The sequence below is a fragment of the Pseudomonas siliginis genome (assembly GCF_024072275.1).
Taxonomy (GTDB): domain Bacteria; phylum Pseudomonadota; class Gammaproteobacteria; order Pseudomonadales; family Pseudomonadaceae; genus Aquipseudomonas; species Aquipseudomonas siliginis.
This window is the reverse complement of record NZ_CP099598.1, coordinates 420,902-437,843: the sequence shown is the minus strand read 5'-3', so window position 1 is coordinate 437,843 and position 16,942 is coordinate 420,902. Positions and strand designations below refer to the sequence as shown.

The window sequence follows — 16,942 nt, the reverse complement described above, 5'->3', positions numbered from 1 at the left end:
AATAAACCAACGGCCAGCTATCTTTATGCCAGGTTGGCGAGCATTGTTCCGACTCCGCCGGGGCAAAATGATTCCCCAATCGGATCCAGACAAGTCTCTACCTAAGTCAAAACGGATCAACGAATGTCGATCCCCGCAGCGCGCGATTATCTAGTAGCCCGGATGACAACGCATCAGGGGTAACAAAGTATTTATCGCGAAAACAGCCTAAAAACAGTCGAAATTTCCGAAAAAGGTGTTTCAGGCACTGTCAGGTCTGTAACAAAAAGGTAACCGGGCCATCGTTGACCAGGTGCACCTGCATATCGGCGCCGAATCTACCTGATGCCACAGTGCCATGCACCTGTTTCGCCTGGCTCAATAAATAGTCGAACAATTCCTCACCCAGTGCCGGCGGTGCGGCCGTGGAAAAGCTCGGGCGCAGGCCGCTTTTGGTATCGGCAGCGAGGGTGAACTGAGAGACCAGCAGCAACCCGCCACCCACATCCGCCAGGGACAGATTCATCTTGCCCTCGGCGTCACTGAATACTCGATAGTTAAGCAGCTTATGCAGAAGTTTGTCGGCGCTGGTACGCGTATCGTCGGGTTCTACCGCGACCAGCACGAGCAAACCCTGATCGATTGCGCCGACTACCTCGCCGGCGACCTCTACCCGCGCGCCGCTTACGCGTTGTAACAGCGCCTTCATGCTTCTTCGAGTGGCAAGTCGAGCAGGCGCTGGGCCATTTTGCTCGCCGCGCGCACCAGCGCATCGGTGATGCCTGGCTCGGACGCGGCGTGGCCGGCGTCGCGGATCACCTGCAATTCGCTGTTCGGCCAGGCCTGGTGCAATTCCCAGGCATTGTCGAGCGGGCAGATCACGTCGTAGCGACCGTGAATGATCACGCCGGGCAGATGAGCGATCTTGCCCATGTCGCGAATCAGCTGGTTAGGTTCAAGGAAGGCATTGTTGGTGAAGTAGTGGCATTCGATCCGCGCAATCGACAGCGCGCGCTGCGGCTCGGAGAAACGATCGACCACCAGCGGGTTCGGGCGCAGGGTCGCGGTGCGCCCTTCCCAGGTCGACCACGCCTTCGCTGCATGCATCTGGGCGATCTGATCGTTGCCGGTCAGGCGTTTGTGGAAAGCACTGAGCAGGTCGTCGCGCTCGTCCAGCGGGATCGGCGCGATGTAGTCCTGCCAGTAATCCGGGAATAGACGGCTGGCGCCGGCCTGATAGAACCATTCGATTTCCTGCGGACGGCAGAGGAAGATCCCGCGCAGAATCAGACCGTGCACGCGCTCCGGGTGGGTTTGCGCGTAGGCCAACGCCAGGGTCGAACCCCAGGAGCCGCCGAACAGCACCCATTTTTCAATGCCCAGGTGTTTGCGGATGCGCTCAAGGTCTTCGACCAGATCCCAGGTGGTGTTGTTTTCCAGGCTGGCGTGCGGGGTGGAGCGACCGCAGCCGCGCTGGTCGAAGGTGACGATGCGATACAGATTCGGATCGAAATAGCGTCGGCTCTGGGCGTCGCAGCCGGCGCCGGGGCCACCGTGGATGAATACGACCGGCAATCCTTCCGGCGAGCCGCTTTCATCGACGTATAGCGTGTGGGTGTCATCGACAGCCAGATCGTGCCGGGCGTGGGGTTTGATCTGCGGAAACAAAGTCTGCATTGCGCGCTCCGTAAGGGGTCGAGGTCATCCCTGGGGGGACTCGTATTATTCTGCCGTTGGGCATCATAAACCCGATTTGCGTCAATGAGCATGCTCCGGGGCCTGATCGTTCCCACGCTCTGCGTGGGAACGCCTCTTGGGACGCTCCGCGTCCAGTGACGCGGAGCGTCACGGGCTGCATTCCCACGCAGAGCGTGGGAACGATCAAACGGACGCCTTCGCGAGCAGGCTCGCTCCCACAGGGGTTAGGCGCTGTAGTGAGATTTTGCCCAGGCCAGATAGCCCTGCAGCAATTCCCTGAGCACCACCCGCGTCGGTTCGGCCAGATCGGCGCGGTAGCGGAACGGTTCGAACTCTTCCATGTAGGTGGACTGGCACAGTTCCAGCTGCACGGCGTGGATGTTCTGCGCCGGATCGCCGTACTGGCGGGTGATGTGCCCGCCCTTGAACCGACCGTTGAGCACATGGGTGAACTGCGCGTGCTGCGCACAGATCGCTTCCAGTTGACTGGCCAGTTGCGCATCACAACTGGCGCCATTGAAGGTGCCGAGGTTGAAGTCCGGCAGCTTGCCGTCGAACAGGTGCGGGATGATCGAGCGGATCGAGTGCGCATCGAACAACAGCGCGTAGCCGAATTCGGCTTTCAGTCGCGCCAGTTCCTCCTGCAAGGTGCGGTGGTACGGCGTCCAGATCTGCTCCAGGTATGTTGCGCGCTCCTCTTTCGACGGCTCCTGCCCCTCCTCAAACAACGGAATGCCGTCGAACAACGTCGCCGGATACAACCCGGTGGTCGCCCCGGCATACAACGGCTTGTCGTCGGACGGCCGGTTGAGGTCGATGACGAAACGCGAATACTCGGCAGCCAGGGTGCTGGCGCCCAGTTCCTCGGCAAAATCGTAGAGCTGCGGGATATGCCAGTCGGTGTCCGGCAAACTCTTCGCGGCGGGGATCAACCCGGCTTCGACCGCCGGGGTCAGACGCACGCCGGCGTGGGGCATGCTGATCAGCAGCGGCACGCGGCCTTGTTTGAAACTCAGAACCTTGTCCACAACCGCCCTCCTAGAAATTCGATTCGACGCCGTGACGCACGACGCGCTTGTCCAGATCGCCACCGAGCCAATAGGCCAGATCCGCTGGACGCTCGATGTCCCACGCCACGAAATCAGCGACCTTGCCGACCTCCAGCGAGCCATGGGTCTGCGCCATGCCCATCGCCTGCGCGGCATGGATGGTCGCCCCGGCCAGAGCTTCTTCCGGGGTCATGCGGAAACAGGTGCAGGCCATGTTCAGCATCAGACGCAACGACAGCGCCGGCGAGGTGCCGGGGTTGAGGTCGCTGGCGATGGCGATCTTCACCTTGTGCTTGCGCAGCGCTTCCATCGGCGGCAACTGGGTTTCGCGCAAGAAGTAGAACGCGCCTGGTAGCAACACGGCGACGGTGTCGGCAGCGGCCATGGCGATGGCATCGTCCTCGTCCATGAACTCCAGGTGATCGGCGGACAAGGCTTTGTAGCGTGCGGCGAGGCTGGAACCATGCAGCGAGGACAATTGCTCGGCGTGGAGTTTCACCGGCAGACCGAGTTGTTGCGCGGCGACGAACACCCGCTCGACCTGCTCCGGCGAAAACGCCAGGTATTCGCAGAACGCATCCACGGCATCGACCAGACCTTCGGCGGCAAGGGCCGGAAGCATCTGCTCGCAGACCAGATCGATGTAATCGTCGGCGCGATCCTTGTACTCCGGCGGCAACGCGTGCGCCGCCAGGCAAGTGCTGCGGACGCTGATCGGCAGCTCTTCGGCCAGGCGCCGGATGACCCGCAGCAGCTTGCGCTCATTGGCCAGATCGAGACCGTAGCCCGACTTCATTTCCACCGTGGTCACGCCGTCGCGCATCAGGCTTTTCAAGCGCTTGGCGGCGCTGGCGAACAGCTCGTCCTCAGTGGCTTCGCGAGTGGCGCGCACGGTGCTGGCGATGCCGCCGCCCTGCGCGGCGATCTCGGCGTAGCTGACGCCTTGCAGACGCTGCTCGAACTCGCCGCTGCGGTTGCCGCCGAACACGGTGTGGGTGTGGCAGTCGATCAGACCGGGGGTGACCCACGCACCCTGCAAATCATTGACCGCCGGGTATTCGCCGGACGGCAATTGAGTGCGCGGGCCGATCCACTCGATCAGCGTGCCGGACGTCACGATCGCGGCATCCTCGATGATCGAATAGGCGCCGTTGGCCATGGTTGCGACGTGGCAGTGTTGCCAGAGGGTTTTCACTGTTGGCCTCCGTTTGGGTTTGTATGGTGAGCAGCCTCAAAAGCCCCTCACCCTAGCCCTCTCCCAGAGGGAGAGGGGACTGACCGTGTTGTTCTGTCGAGATATGCCGACCTGAAATTTCTCAGCCGAACTCACGTTGCGAAAACAATGAAGATCGGCTCCCTTCCCCCTCTCCCCCTTGGGGGAGAGGGCTGGGGTGAGGGGGATCGATTTCACTAACAATACAAATCTCCCCGTAAAGCGCTTACAAACTAGGCAACAACTGCCCAGCAACAAGCTCGGTCAAGCACCGCGAAGCCAGCAATTCAGTCGCCGCATTGATGTCCGGCGCAAAGAAGCGGTCCTTCTCATAGAACGGCACTTCCTTGCGCAAGATCGCCCGCGCCTGTTCCAGCTTCGGCGAAGTCTTCAGGCCGTTGCGCAGATCCAGGCCCTGCACTGCCGCCAGCCACTCCACGGCGAGAATGCCGCGAGTGTTCTCAGCCATTTCCCACAGGCGCTTGCCTGCCGCCGGGGCCATCGACACGTGGTCTTCCTGGTTGGCCGAGGTCGGCAGGCTGTCCACCGAATGCGGGTGGGACAACGCCTTGTTTTCGCTGGCCAGCGCCGCAGCGGTGACCTGGGCGATCATGAAACCGGAGTTCACCCCGCCATTGGCCACCAGGAACGGCGGCAGTTGCGACATGTGCTTGTCCATCATCAGCGAGATGCGGCGTTCGCTCAGCGAGCCGATTTCAGCGATGGCCAGGGCCATGTTGTCAGCGGCCATGGCTACCGGTTCGGCGTGGAAGTTGCCGCCGGAAATCACGTCGCCTTCAGCGGCGAAGACCAAGGGGTTGTCGGAAACCGCGTTGGCTTCGACCGCCAGCACTTCAGCGGCCTGGCGGAACTGGGTCAGGCAGGCGCCCATGACTTGCGGCTGGCAGCGCAGCGAATACGGGTCCTGGACCTTGTCGCAGTTCTGATGCGAGGCGGAGACTTCGCTGCGCTCACCGAGCAGATCGCGGTAGGCCGCAGCGGCATCGATCTGCCCTCTCTGCCCACGCGCGGCATGAATGCGCGCGTCGAACGGCGAGCGCGAACCGAGCACGGCTTCTACGGTGAGACTGCCCAGCGCCACTGCACCGGCAAACAGATCTTCGCCTTCGAACAGGCCGCGCAAGGCAAACGCTGTGGAAACCTGGGTACCGTTGAGCAGCGCCAGACCTTCTTTAGCCGCTAAAGTCAGCGGCGCCAGGCCTGCGACTTTCAGTGCTTCGGTGGCTTCAAGCCATTCGCCCTTGTAGCGCGCCTTGCCCTCGCCCAGCAGCACCAGCGACATGTGCGCCAACGGCGCCAGATCCCCCGACGCACCGACCGAACCTTTCAGCGGAATGTGCGGATAGACCTCGGCATTGATCAGCGCGATCAGCGCATCGATCACCTGCCGACGGATGCCGGAAAAACCACGGCTGAGACTGTTGACCTTGAGCACCATGATCAGTCGCACAAGGTCATCGCTGATCGGCTGGCCGACGCCGGCCGCGTGCGAGAGCACCAGCGAACGCTGCAGGTTTTCCAGGTCTTCGCTGGCGATGCGCGTCGAGGCCAGCAGGCCGAAACCGGTGTTGATGCCGTAGGCGGTGCGGTTCTCGGCGAGGATCTGTTCGACGCAGGCGACGCTGGCCTCGATCTGCGCGCTGGCGCTGTTGTCGAGGGTCAGTGTGACCGGGTTCTGATAGACGTCACGCAGTTGGGCCAGGCTCAGTTGGCCGGGGATCAGGTTCAGCGCAGTCATTAAAATGCTCCTTTTGAGAGTTTGTTATTAACTACCAGTCGCTCCGGAGCATTCCGTTATCCGTCGTTTCTCGTCTTGTGAACGATCCACGCCTTGGCACGCTGGTATGGGTAGTTGTCAGTGCAAATTCGGTAGAACGTTGTGCGGCAGATTCGGGTCTTTCAATACGGTCGCAGCGGCAGCGATATCCGGCGCCAGCCAGCGATCCTGATCGTAGGCGGGGACCGCTTCGCGCAGCAGTTTCCACGCGCGGTCAGTGCCCACGCCAAAGCGCTGTTCCTTGAGGAATTCAAACGCCTGCGCCGCCAGCAGGTATTCAATTGCGAGGATCTGCGTGCAGTTTTCCAGCGCGCGATGCAGCTTCAGCGCGGCGTTGGTGCCCATGCTCAGGTGATCTTCCTGCAGGCCCGAGGTGATGTAGTTGTCGAGTACCGCCGGTTGCGCCAATTGACGGTTTTCCGCACACAGCGAGGCGGCGACGTATTGCACGATCATCATCCCCGAGTTGACCCCGGGATTGGCCACCAGAAACGCCGGCAGACCGCTGACGTGCGGATTGACCAAACGGTCCAGACGGCGCTCGGCGATCGAGCCGATTTCAGCCATGGCAATCGCCAGCAGATCCGCAGCCATCGCCACGGATTGACCGTGCGGGTTGGCCTGCGACATCACCCGGAAATTGTCCGGTGTGCCCAGCAGTAACGGGTTGTCGGTGCAGCCGTTGAGTTCGGCTTCGACCTGTTTGATCGCATGCGCGAGTTGATCACGCGCGGCGCCGTGGACCTGCGGGATCGAGCGGATGCTCAGCGCGTCCTGAGTGCGAATGCCTTTGCTTGCGGCGATCACTTCGCTGCCATCGAGTAATGCACGCAGATTTTCGCCGACCTGCTGCATGCCCGGATGCGGCTTGAGCGCAATGATCTCGGCATCGAAGGCATCGATCTGGCCGCGCTGGGCTTCGAAACTCATCGCACCAATGACATCGGCCCATTGCAACAGCCGCGTAGCATCGGCAATCGCCAGGCAACTGAGGCCGGTCATGCAGGGCGTGCCGTTGACCAGACACAAGCCATCCTTCGCGCCGAGCTGCACAGGTTGCAGGCCCTCTTCGGCCAGCGCCTGTTGCGCCGAAATGATCTGCCCGCGATAACTGACATTGCCAACGCCGAGCAGCGCGATGCCGATGTGCGCCATGTGCGTCAGGTAACCCACCGAACCCTGCGACGGCACCTGCGGGGTGATGCCGCGATTGAGCAGCGCCAGCAGCCCTTCGACCACACGCCGATGCAGGCCGGACTTGCCGTGGCTGTAGTTGTGAACAGCAGCGCAGATGATCGCGCGGGTCTGCTCGTCGCTGAGCACCGGGCCGACACCGCAGGCATGGCTGAGCAAGGTGTTGCGCGAGAGTTGGCTGAGCTGTTCGTCCTGCAGCGAGACGTTGGACAGACCGCCCAGACCGGTGTTGACGCCGTAGGCGCGCTCGCCACTGGCGACGATGCGCTGGACGATGGCCTGAGCATTATCGATGCGCGCCCAGGTTTCGCTGGACAGTTCCAGCAGCGCACCGTGCCGGGCGACGGCGACCACGTCCTGCCAACGCAGAGGGCTGCCTGTGATAACGATTCTTTCAGCCTGGGACATCTCTAACCTCATACCAATTCTGTTGATGCCGGTAACCCAGTGGTGAGGGGATTTATCCCCGTTCGGCTGCGAAGCAGTCGCAAAACCTGTCACAGCGGTCTGCCTGACAGATTTGGTGGCATGGTTTGGGGTGGCTTCGCCACCCAACGGGGATAAATCCCCTCGCCACGACGGCCACTCAGCGTCACACCACCGCCGCGCGCCGCTGCACGAACCGGTCGACATACTCATCGGCCGGCGAGTGCAGGATCTCTCTTGGCGTGCCCACCTGGATCAACCGGCCATCCTTGAGAATCGCGATGCGATTGCCAATGCGCACGGCTTCGTCGAGGTCGTGGGTGATGAAGACGATGGTTTTGTGCAGGGTCTTTTGCAGTTCCAGCAACTGGTCCTGCATCTCGGCGCGGATCAACGGATCCAGCGCACTGAACGCTTCGTCCATGAGGATGATGTCGGTGTCCGCCGCCAATGCACGGGCGAGGCCGACGCGCTGACGCATGCCGCCGGAGAGCTGGTGCGGGTATTTGTTTTCGTAGCCTTTGAGGCCGACGGTGTTGATCCAGTGCAACGCGCGTTCGGCGCAGACCTGCTTGCTTTCGCCACGTACTTTCAGGCCGTAGGCGACGTTATCGAGCACGGTCTTGTGCGGCAGCAGGCCGAAGCTCTGGAACACCATGCTGATCTTGTGCCGGCGAAATTCACGCAGGGCGTCCATGTCGTACTGCAGGATGTCCTCGCCATCGACCAGAATCGCCCCGCTGGTAGGATCGATCAGGCGATTGAAGTGGCGCACCAGGGTGGATTTGCCCGAGCCGGACAGGCCCATGATCACAAAGATTTCACCGGTGCCGATGCTCAGCGACAAGTCGTTCACGCCGACCACGCAACCGGTTTCGTTGAGCACCTGATCCTTGCTCTTGCCCTGGCCGACCATGGCCAGCGCATCCTTGGCGCGGTTGCCGAAAATCTTGAAGACGTTGCGCACTTCGATCTTGCTCACGCTTGCGTTGCTCATTTGCTCACCTCGTGGCGTGGCCGACCGTACGCTTGAGTAATGCGATCGATGACCACCGCGAGAATCACGATCGCCAGCCCGGCTTCGAGACCACGGCCGACGTTGAGGGTCTGAATCCCCACCAGCACGTCTTCACCGAGGCCGCGGGCGCCGATCATTGAGGCGATCACCACCATCGACAGGGCCATCATCGTGGTCTGGTTGATCCCGGCCATGATGCTCGGCAGCGCCAGCGGCAGTTGCACGCCGAACAGTTGCTGCCAGCGGTTGGCGCCGAAGGCATTGATCGCTTCCATGACTTCGCCGTCGACCTGGCGAATACCAAGGTCGGTCAGGCGAATCAGCGGGGGCGCGGCGTAGATCACCGTGGCGAAAATCGCCGGCACCTTGCCCAGGCCGAACAGCATCAGCACCGGAATCAGGTAAACGAAACTCGGCATGGTCTGCATGATGTCGAGCAGCGGCATCAGCACCGAACGCAGGCGATTGCTACGCGCCGAGAGAATCCCCAGCGGGATGCCGATCAGCACCGAAATGATCGTCGCGACCATCATCAGCGCCAGGGTCTGCATGAGTTTGTCCCAGAGGCCGACCGCGCCCACCAGAAACAACAGACCGACAATCACGGCGGTGGTCACGACTTTGCGCGTGGCGTGCCAGGCGATGACACCGACGATTGCCAGCATCAACCACCACGGCGCCGCACGCAGCAAACCTTCGAGACTGACGATGGCCCACAACAGCGTGTCGGAGATATGCCGGAACACGTCGCCGTAGTTGGTCACCAGCGAATCGACCCAACCGTTGACCCAGTCGGCGATGGAAAAGGTAAAGCTTTCGGGAAACATAAGGGACTCTCAATCAAGGGGTTGCGATCAAGCGTCCGGCTGCCGTGGCTGGCAGCCGGGGAAACCTGACCTACAAGGCCGCGTCGATTTTCTTGGCTGCGTCGTCGCTCACCCATGCGTGCCAGACTTCAGGATGTTCCTTGAGGAAGATTTTCGCCAGTTTTGCCGACTCGATGCGTTCCTTGGCCATGCGGCCGAGGTTCTGATTGAGCAGGTCGATCGGCAGGTTGACCTTTTCCAGCACGGCGACCAGTTCCGGGGCTTCGTCGTGGAAGGTTTTCGACAGGCCGACCTTGATGCTGACGGTCTTGTCGACGCCGGGTTTCTCTTCCAGTTTGACTGCATCGATCTGGCCCATCAGCGGGGTCGGCGACCAGTAGTAGAAGAGGATCGGCTCGCCGCGCTTGTAGCTCGACAGCACCGCCGCATCCAGCGCAGGTCCTGTGCCTGGGCGGAAGTTGGTGTAACTGTTTTCCAGGCCATAACTCTTGAGCATTTCGCTGTTGTCGAGCTCGCAGGTCCAGCCGGCCGGGCAGTTATAGAAGCGGCCCTTGGACGGCTCTTCGGCGTCCTTGAACACGGCGGAATACTTGCCCAGGTCAGCGATGTTTTTCAGCTCCGGGGCTTTCGCCTCGAGCTTGCGCTTGGCGTCGCCTTCGATCACGTAACGCGGCACGTACCAGCCTTCGACCGCGCCCACCACCGGTGCACCGACACCGATGACCTTGCCGGCCTTCTCGGCCTTGTTCCAGACCTCGCTACGGCCGACCCACTCTTCGGCGAACACTTGAATATCGTTACTGCTCAGGGCGTTTTCCATGGTGATGGAATTGCCCGGCAGGCTGTCGGTCTTGCAGCCGTAACCTTTCTCCAGCACCACTTGCAGCACGTCGGTCAGGAGCATGCCGCTTTCCCAGTTCAGCCCGGCAAATTTCACCGGTTTGCCCGATTCGCACCAGCCGGCGGCTTGCGTCGCGCCGGCACTGGCCAACAGGCCCATGGACAGCAATGTGGTCAGCAGGGTCTTGTTCGATTTCATTGTCGTGACGCTCCTAATCATGAATGGGCTTACGGCAGTTCAAGAGGCATCCAGCCTGGTCCACGTCCAGATCAGGCCTGCGCCGCAGCGCGACCGGCCCCGCTCGTTTTTGCTTGTAGGGTGCTGTTCTGCTCGACCGGCAGAATCAGGCGATCGGGCACTGCGCTGTGCCATTTCTTTGCGCAGAAGTAATAGACGGCGGCCGGCAGCACCAGGCCGATGATCCAGGAAATGTCGACATCACCGAGGGCGGCCACCAGTGGGCCGGTGTAGAACTTGGTCGAGATGAATGGCAACTGCACCAGCACGCCGAACACGTAGACGCTGATACCGAGCAGGTTCCAGCGGCCGTAGCGACCGTCCGGATCGGCCAGTGCCGGCACGTCATAGCGCTCGCGGGTGATGCAGTAGTAGTCGACCAGATTGATCGCGCTCCACGGGGTGAAGAAGGCGAGCAGAAACAGGATGAACGACTTGAACGCACCGAGGAACGAGTGCTGCCCGAGCAGGGCAATCAGGGTTGCCGCGCCGACGATGAACAGCACGAACACCAGCCGTTGCATGCGGGTAACCGTCAGGTGCCCTTTGAAGCCACTGATGATGGTGGCGATGCACATGAAGCTGCCGTAAGAGTTCAGCGTCGAGATGGTCACCTTGCCGAACGCGATGCTGAAATACAGCAGCGCGGCAGTGGCGCCGGTACCGCCGAGGCCGACGATGTAGGCGACTTCATGGCCAGCGAATTGACCGTTGGCCGACGCGGCGGCAAACACGCCGAGGATCATCGCCACCTGCGCGCCGATCACCGAACCTGCGCCAGCGGCGAAAAAGGTTTTCACCGATGAAGTGGCGCTCGGCAGGTAACGCGAGTAGTCCGCCACATACGGGCCGAAAGCGATCTGCCAGGACGCAGCCAGCGACACCGCCAGCAGAAAGCTGCTCCAGCTGAAATGACGAATCTGCAGGAGCGCACCAACGTCGGTCTGGCTCATCAGCCGCCAGAACAGGAACACGAAAGCGATCACGCCAATCACACTGGCGACGCGGCCGATCCAGTGGATTACCCGGTAGCCAAGCACCGTGACCAGCACGATGACGCTGGCGAAAATCAGGATGCCTACACTGTCGCTGACACCGAACAACTGGCCCAGCGCTTGCCCGGACAGCACCGTTCCGGTGGCGGTGAAGCCGAGGTACATCAGGCACACCAGCACGATCGGAATCGCAGCGCCGTAAACGCCGAATTGCACACGACTGGAGATCATCTGCGGCAGGCCCAGTTTCGGTCCTTGCGCGGCATGCAGCGCCATCACACCACCGCCGAGCAACTGACCGATCAACAGACCGATCAGCGACCAGAACACATCACCGCCGAGCACCACGGCCAAGGCCCCGGTGACGATCGCAGTGATCTGCAGGTTGGCGCCCATCCACAGGGTGAACTGACTGAACAGACGACCGTGTCTTTCCGCTTCCGGGATGTAGTCGATCGAACGCCTTTCGATCAACGGAGTACTGCCTGCACGTTCGTTGTTAACCGCCATGATTCAACCTCTGTGGATTGCTATTCGGGTTCACTGAAATTCCTCTGTGGGAGCGAGCCTGCTCGCGAATCGGTGTATCAGGCACAGCAGTAGCGACTGACACGACGCCTTCGCGAGCAGGCTCTCTCCCACATAAAACCAGAGCGTGTTACCCGCCATTGATCATCGGCAGATTCAGCCCCTGCTCTTTCGCGCAGTCGATGGCAATCTGGTAACCGGCATCGGCATGGCGCATGACGCCGGTAGCCGGGTCGTTGTGAAGCACGCGAGCGATGCGCTCGGCGGCTTCATCGGTACCGTCGCAGACGATCACCATCCCCGAATGTTGCGAGAAGCCCATGCCGACACCGCCGCCGTGGTGCAAAGACACCCAGGTCGCGCCGCTGGCGGTGTTCAGCAGCGCGTTGAGCAACGGCCAATCGGAGACGGCGTCGGAACCGTCCTGCATCGATTCGGTTTCGCGGTTCGGGCTGGCCACCGAGCCGGAGTCGAGGTGATCGCGACCGATCACCACGGGGGCCGACAGCTCACCGCTACGGACCATTTCGTTGAAGGCCAGACCGAGCTTGGCGCGCTGGCCCAGACCGACCCAGCAGATACGTGCCGGCAGACCCTGGAAGCTGATGCGCTCGCGGGCCATGTCCAGCCAGTTGTGCAAATGCGCGTCGTCCGGGATCAGCTCTTTGACCTTGGCGTCGGTTTTGTAGATGTCCTGTGGATCACCCGACAGCGCCGCCCAACGGAACGGGCCGATGCCACGGCAGAACAGCGGACGGATGTAGGCCGGCACGAAGCCCGGGAAATCGAAAGCGTTTTCGACGCCTTCTTCCTGAGCCATCTGACGGATGTTGTTGCCGTAGTCGAAGGTCGGAATGCCTTGCTTCTGGAACTCCAGCATGGCTTTGACGTGCACCGCCATCGACTGCTTGGCGGCTTTGATCACAGCGGCCGGTTCGGTCTTGGCGCGGGCGCGGTATTCGTCCCAGCTCCAGCCGGCCGGCAGGTAACCGTTGAGCGGATCGTGGGCGCTGGTCTGGTCGGTGACCATGTCCGGGCGCACGCCGCGCTTGACCAGTTCCGGGAGAATTTCGGCAGCGTTACCGAGCAGGGCGATGGAAATCGCTTTGCCTTCTTTGGTGTATTTGTCGATGCGCGCCAGTGCGTCGTCGAGGTCTTTGGCTTGCTCATCGACGTAACGGCTCTTCAGGCGGAAATCGATGCTGACCTGCTGGCATTCGATGTTCAGCGAGCAGGCACCGGCCAGGGTGGCGGCCAGCGGTTGTGCGCCGCCCATGCCACCGAGGCCGGCGGTGAGCACCCAGCGGCCCTTGAGGTCAGCGTTGTAATGCTGGCGCCCGGCTTCGACGAAGGTTTCATAGGTGCCCTGAACGATGCCCTGGCTACCGATGTAGATCCAGCTGCCGGCGGTCATCTGGCCGTACATGGCCAGGCCTTTGGCGTCGAGCTCGTTGAAGTGTTCCCAGCTCGCCCAGTGCGGCACCAGGTTGGAGTTGGCGATCAGCACGCGCGGCGCGTTGCTATGGGTCTTGAATACGCCGACCGGCTTGCCCGACTGCACCAGCAGGGTTTCGTCGTCGTTCAGATTAGTCAGGCTTTCAACGATCTTGTCGTAGCACTCCCAGTTCCGCGCAGCGCGGCCGATGCCACCATAGACCACCAGTTCTTTCGGGTTCTCGGCGACTTCCGGGTCGAGATTGTTCATCAACATGCGCAGCGGCGCTTCGGTCAGCCAGCTCTTGGCGGTCAGCGTGTTACCGCGTGCGGCGCGAATCTGCACGTCACGAAACTTGTTGCTGTTCTGGGTATTGTCAGTCACGAAAAAGACTCCTCAGCGATCAATTCAAACCAACCCTGGCAGCGGGCAGCAGCCTGCGCGCTGTGCTGCGCGACAAGCGAATCAGTGGACGCTGCGGAGAGTCTCGACCGACTCATACGCATACGTCTTTACTTGTACATACAAGCATATGCAATCAAGCGGCCAACTTGCTGGAGGAGTGTTCAGGAAAAATCAGGGGTAGGGCTGGAGAGCGCCTGAATCGAGGGTTCTGGCGTGAATGAAATTTTCTTCGCAGTTATTTTGGGGAGGTTGGGATTGGCTACGACAGCGTGGTTTTGCGCCACGCTGGGGCGTTCGGTAACAAGTTGGTGCGTGGAGGGAAACAAGAGTGGGGATGGCTTGTGGCGAGGGGATTTATCCCCGCTGGGCTGCGCAGCAGACCGCTTTTTTTTATCAAGAATGGGGCCGCTTCGCGACCCAGCGGGGATAAATCACCTCGCCACAGGGGTGTGTTCAGTTCTGGAGGAGTTCGATCACGCAGCATGCGGCGTTGGTGGAGACTTCGACCAGCCCGCTGTTGCCGTCCAGCTGCAGGCAATCATGCCGACCGAGCTGTGAAACGCCGTCGCCAACACGCACGTCCATCAGCTCACTGACACTGAACACCAGCAGCGTCGATGCCGAGCTGAAAAACCGCTGCTCACCGTCCAGCCACTGCAATCGCGCGCTGTAACGTTGCGGCGCGTAGATCAGATTGAAGTCGCGAATCGCACCGCCGAGCAAGGTGCAGGACACCTGACTTTCGCCGCTGAAAGCAAACGGGTCCAAGGGTAACAGTGGACGGGTAGCGTCACCGTCGACGCACAGGGTCATGCCGTCGCCCTGCAACACGGTGATCACTCGCTGGTAACCGGCGAATGTCGAGAAACCGCCCGATTCGGTGATGTCGGCAATTGACAGGCGCCAGCCGAAACCGTCCAGGCCAGCGCCGGCATCACGGGTGATTTCCTCGGTGCTGCCGCCGCCGTTTTTCCACGGCATGCGCGGGTAGCCTTCGGCGCGTAAAACCTTTATCTCATTCATTTGTGAAAGCGCCCTTCCAGACGATGGCGGGAACCGGGGTGGATCAAACGTGCCGCCGTCACCGGTTGACGCCCCGACCAAGTCCGCCGACGGATCAGCAGACACGGCTCGCCCTTTTCGATCTGCAGCAACTTGCACTCCGACGGCTCGGCAAGTATGGCTTCGACCACGTGTTCTCCCTCGGTCAGCGGCGCGACCTGATTGAGATAGGCGTAGGGCGTTTGCAGGGTGAAGTCCTGCTTGAGGTATTCCGGCGCGACTAGGGCGTTGACGAAACGGTCTTCGATTTGCACCGGGACGTCATTTTCGTAATGCACGATCAGTGAGTGGAAGACTTTCTGGCCTTCGCGCATGTCCAGCGCCAGCGCGCGTTCGGAACCGGCGGCCTCTTCTTCGAGGGTGATGACCTGACAGGTGTGGCGATGCCCGCGCGAGGCGATTTCGTCGGCAATGTTATGCACCTCGAACAGCGCGGACTGGCTCTTCGGTTCGGCGACAAACGTGCCCACACCTTGCATGCGCACCAGCAGGCCGTCGGCGGTCATCTCGCGCAGGGCGCGGTTGATGGTCATGCGGCTGAAGCCGAGCTGGCTGACCAATTCGCTTTCCGACGGTACGCGGTAGTGCGGCGGCCAGTTACCGCTGTCGATCTGCTGGGTGATCATCTGTTTGACGCGGGCGTACAAGGGCGCCGGACTGTCGCCCATGTTCGCGGCCAACGGAGAAACTGGAGGCGGAGTCGGCACGGTTGATCCCTGTTCATTGGATGAAAGTGACTAGCTTGCCGGAGTTTACCGGGCAGGCAAACGTCTGTATATGTATATACAAATAACACACGATGGGGTGCCGAACGATGTCCGCCTTCTTTGCCGAACGCGCACTGCTGCCTAACGGATGGGCCAACAATGTACGTCTCGAGGTCAGCGCCGATGGCGTGTTGACCCGAATCCAGGCCGATTCCAGCGCAGACGAAGCCGAGCGGCTGCGCGGGCCGTTGCTGCCGGGGATGCCCAATCTGCACTCCCACGCCTTCCAGCGTGCCATGGCTGGATTGGCCGAAGTGGCCGGCAACCCCAACGACAGTTTCTGGACCTGGCGCGATCTGATGTACCGCCTCGTCGGAAAAATCAGCCCGGATCAGCTCGGCATCATCGCCCGTCAGCTGTACATCGAAATGCTCAAGGCCGGTTACACCTCGGTCGCCGAATTTCACTACGTGCACCACGACAGCGACGGCCAGCCGTATGCCGATCCTGCCGAACTGGCACTGCGCATCAGTCAGGCCGCCAGCGAAAGCGGCATCGGTCTGACCCTGCTGCCAGTGCTCTACAGTCATTCCGGATTCGGCGGGCAGACGCCAAACGATGGCCAGCGTCGCTTTATCAACAGCACTGAAAACTATCTGAATCTGCAAGCGCGGTTGCAGCCATTACTGGCGCAGCAAAAGGCGCAATCGCTGGGCCTGTGTTTCCACTCGCTGCGGGCGGTGACGCCACAACAAATCAGCGAAGTGTTGGCGGCCAGTGACAAACAATGCCCGGTGCACATACACATCGCCGAACAGCAAAAGGAAGTCGACGATTGCCTGAGCTGGAGCGGTCGTCGTCCGCTGCAATGGCTTTATGAGAATACTGAAGTCGATCAGCGCTGGTGTCTGGTCCACGCAACCCACGCCAATCCGCAAGAAGTCACGCTGATGGCCAACAGTCGCGCGATCGCCGGGCTGTGCCTGACCACTGAAGCGAATCTGGGTGACGGGATTTTCCCGGCGGTGGACTTTCTTGCCCAGGGCGGGCGCATGGGCATTGGCTCCGACAGCCATGTGTCGCTGAGCGTGGTGGAAGAATTGCGCTGGCTGGAATATGGCCAGCGTCTGCGTGACCAGCGGCGCAATCGCTTGTATGGCGCGCAGCAGCCGATGGTCGGCCGCACACTATATGACGCCGCGCTGGACGGCGGCGCGCAGGCGCTGGGGCAGCAGATTGGTGCGCTGGAAGTGGGCAAGCGTGCGGACTGGATTGTCCTGGACGGTAGCGATCCGTATCTGGCGACGGCTGCGGGGGACGGGATTCTCAATCGCTGGTTGTTCGCCGGCGGCGATCGCCAGGTGCGCGATGTGCTGGTCAATGGTCAATGGGTGGTGCGCGATGGCCGGCATGCCGGCGAAGAGGAAAGCGCCCGAGCCTTCACCCAGGTCCTGCGCGATCTCTTGGGCTGACCCAAAACCAAACTGTGGGAGCGAGCCTGCTCGCGAACGCGGTGTATCAGTCAATATT

General features: G+C 61.3%; 14 protein-coding genes. 1 reads left to right on the top strand and 13 read right to left on the bottom strand.

The genetic code is table 11. The annotated features are described in order from the left end of the window. Positions 1-250: 250 nt before the first annotated feature. From dtd to hutC, 13 genes are all read right to left on the bottom strand, one after another. Positions 251-688: a D-aminoacyl-tRNA deacylase gene (gene dtd, locus NF676_RS02545; protein WP_056787289.1), complete on the bottom strand. Its 438-nt coding sequence runs from the start codon at positions 686-688 to the stop codon at positions 251-253. Continuing rightward, positions 685-1,656, bottom strand: a complete 972-nt coding sequence (gene pip / locus NF676_RS02540; protein WP_056787286.1) for a prolyl aminopeptidase — start codon at positions 1,654-1,656, stop codon at positions 685-687. The genes dtd and pip overlap by 4 nt, the downstream gene beginning before the upstream one ends. 245 nt (positions 1,657-1,901) lie before the next feature. Beyond that, positions 1,902-2,705 (bottom strand): N-formylglutamate deformylase, encoded by an 804-nt coding sequence (hutG, locus tag NF676_RS02535; RefSeq protein WP_252887187.1) that lies wholly within the window; start codon positions 2,703-2,705, stop codon positions 1,902-1,904. A gap of 10 nt (positions 2,706-2,715) precedes the next feature. Next, positions 2,716-3,921 (bottom strand): imidazolonepropionase, encoded by a 1,206-nt coding sequence (gene hutI / locus NF676_RS02530; protein ID WP_252887186.1) that lies wholly within the window; start codon positions 3,919-3,921, stop codon positions 2,716-2,718. A 244-nt stretch (positions 3,922-4,165) separates the two neighbouring features. Next, entirely contained in the window at positions 4,166-5,698 is a 1,533-nt protein-coding gene (hutH, locus tag NF676_RS02525; RefSeq protein ID WP_056787278.1) for a histidine ammonia-lyase, read from the bottom strand. A 117-nt stretch (positions 5,699-5,815) separates the two neighbouring features. Continuing rightward, positions 5,816-7,339, bottom strand: a complete 1,524-nt coding sequence (gene hutH / locus NF676_RS02520; RefSeq protein WP_252887185.1) for a histidine ammonia-lyase — start codon at positions 7,337-7,339, stop codon at positions 5,816-5,818. A 184-nt stretch (positions 7,340-7,523) separates the two neighbouring features. After that, positions 7,524-8,354, bottom strand: coding sequence for a quaternary amine ABC transporter ATP-binding protein (locus tag NF676_RS02515; RefSeq protein WP_016772086.1), 831 nt, complete (start codon positions 8,352-8,354; stop codon positions 7,524-7,526). Then, complete coding sequence (locus NF676_RS02510; RefSeq protein ID WP_016772087.1) at positions 8,351-9,202, bottom strand: ABC transporter permease; 852 nt, start codon at positions 9,200-9,202, stop codon at positions 8,351-8,353. Before NF676_RS02510 ends, NF676_RS02515 begins: the two co-directional genes overlap by 4 nt. Positions 9,203-9,272: 70 nt before the next feature. Further along, positions 9,273-10,241: an ABC transporter substrate-binding protein gene (locus tag NF676_RS02505; RefSeq protein ID WP_150638002.1), complete on the bottom strand. Its 969-nt coding sequence runs from the start codon at positions 10,239-10,241 to the stop codon at positions 9,273-9,275. Positions 10,242-10,312: 71 nt separating this feature from the next. After that, on the bottom strand, positions 10,313-11,785 hold the full coding sequence (locus NF676_RS02500) for a purine-cytosine permease family protein (RefSeq protein WP_252887184.1): 1,473 nt from the start codon (positions 11,783-11,785) through the stop codon (positions 10,313-10,315). Positions 11,786-11,933: 148 nt separating this feature from the next. After that, entirely contained in the window at positions 11,934-13,622 is a 1,689-nt protein-coding gene (hutU, locus tag NF676_RS02495) for a urocanate hydratase (RefSeq protein WP_252887183.1), read from the bottom strand. A 474-nt stretch (positions 13,623-14,096) separates the two neighbouring features. Continuing rightward, positions 14,097-14,666 (bottom strand): HutD/Ves family protein, encoded by a 570-nt coding sequence (locus tag NF676_RS02490; RefSeq protein WP_150741737.1) that lies wholly within the window; start codon positions 14,664-14,666, stop codon positions 14,097-14,099. Continuing rightward, positions 14,663-15,373 (bottom strand): histidine utilization transcriptional repressor HutC, encoded by a 711-nt coding sequence (hutC, locus tag NF676_RS02485; RefSeq protein ID WP_252883865.1) that lies wholly within the window; start codon positions 15,371-15,373, stop codon positions 14,663-14,665. Before hutC ends, NF676_RS02490 begins: the two co-directional genes overlap by 4 nt. A gap of 146 nt (positions 15,374-15,519) precedes the next feature. On the opposite strand from hutC, the gene NF676_RS02480 reads away from it, so the two are divergent. Next, entirely contained in the window at positions 15,520-16,884 is a 1,365-nt protein-coding gene (locus NF676_RS02480; protein ID WP_252887182.1) for a formimidoylglutamate deiminase, read from the top strand. Positions 16,885-16,942 lie beyond the last annotated feature (58 nt).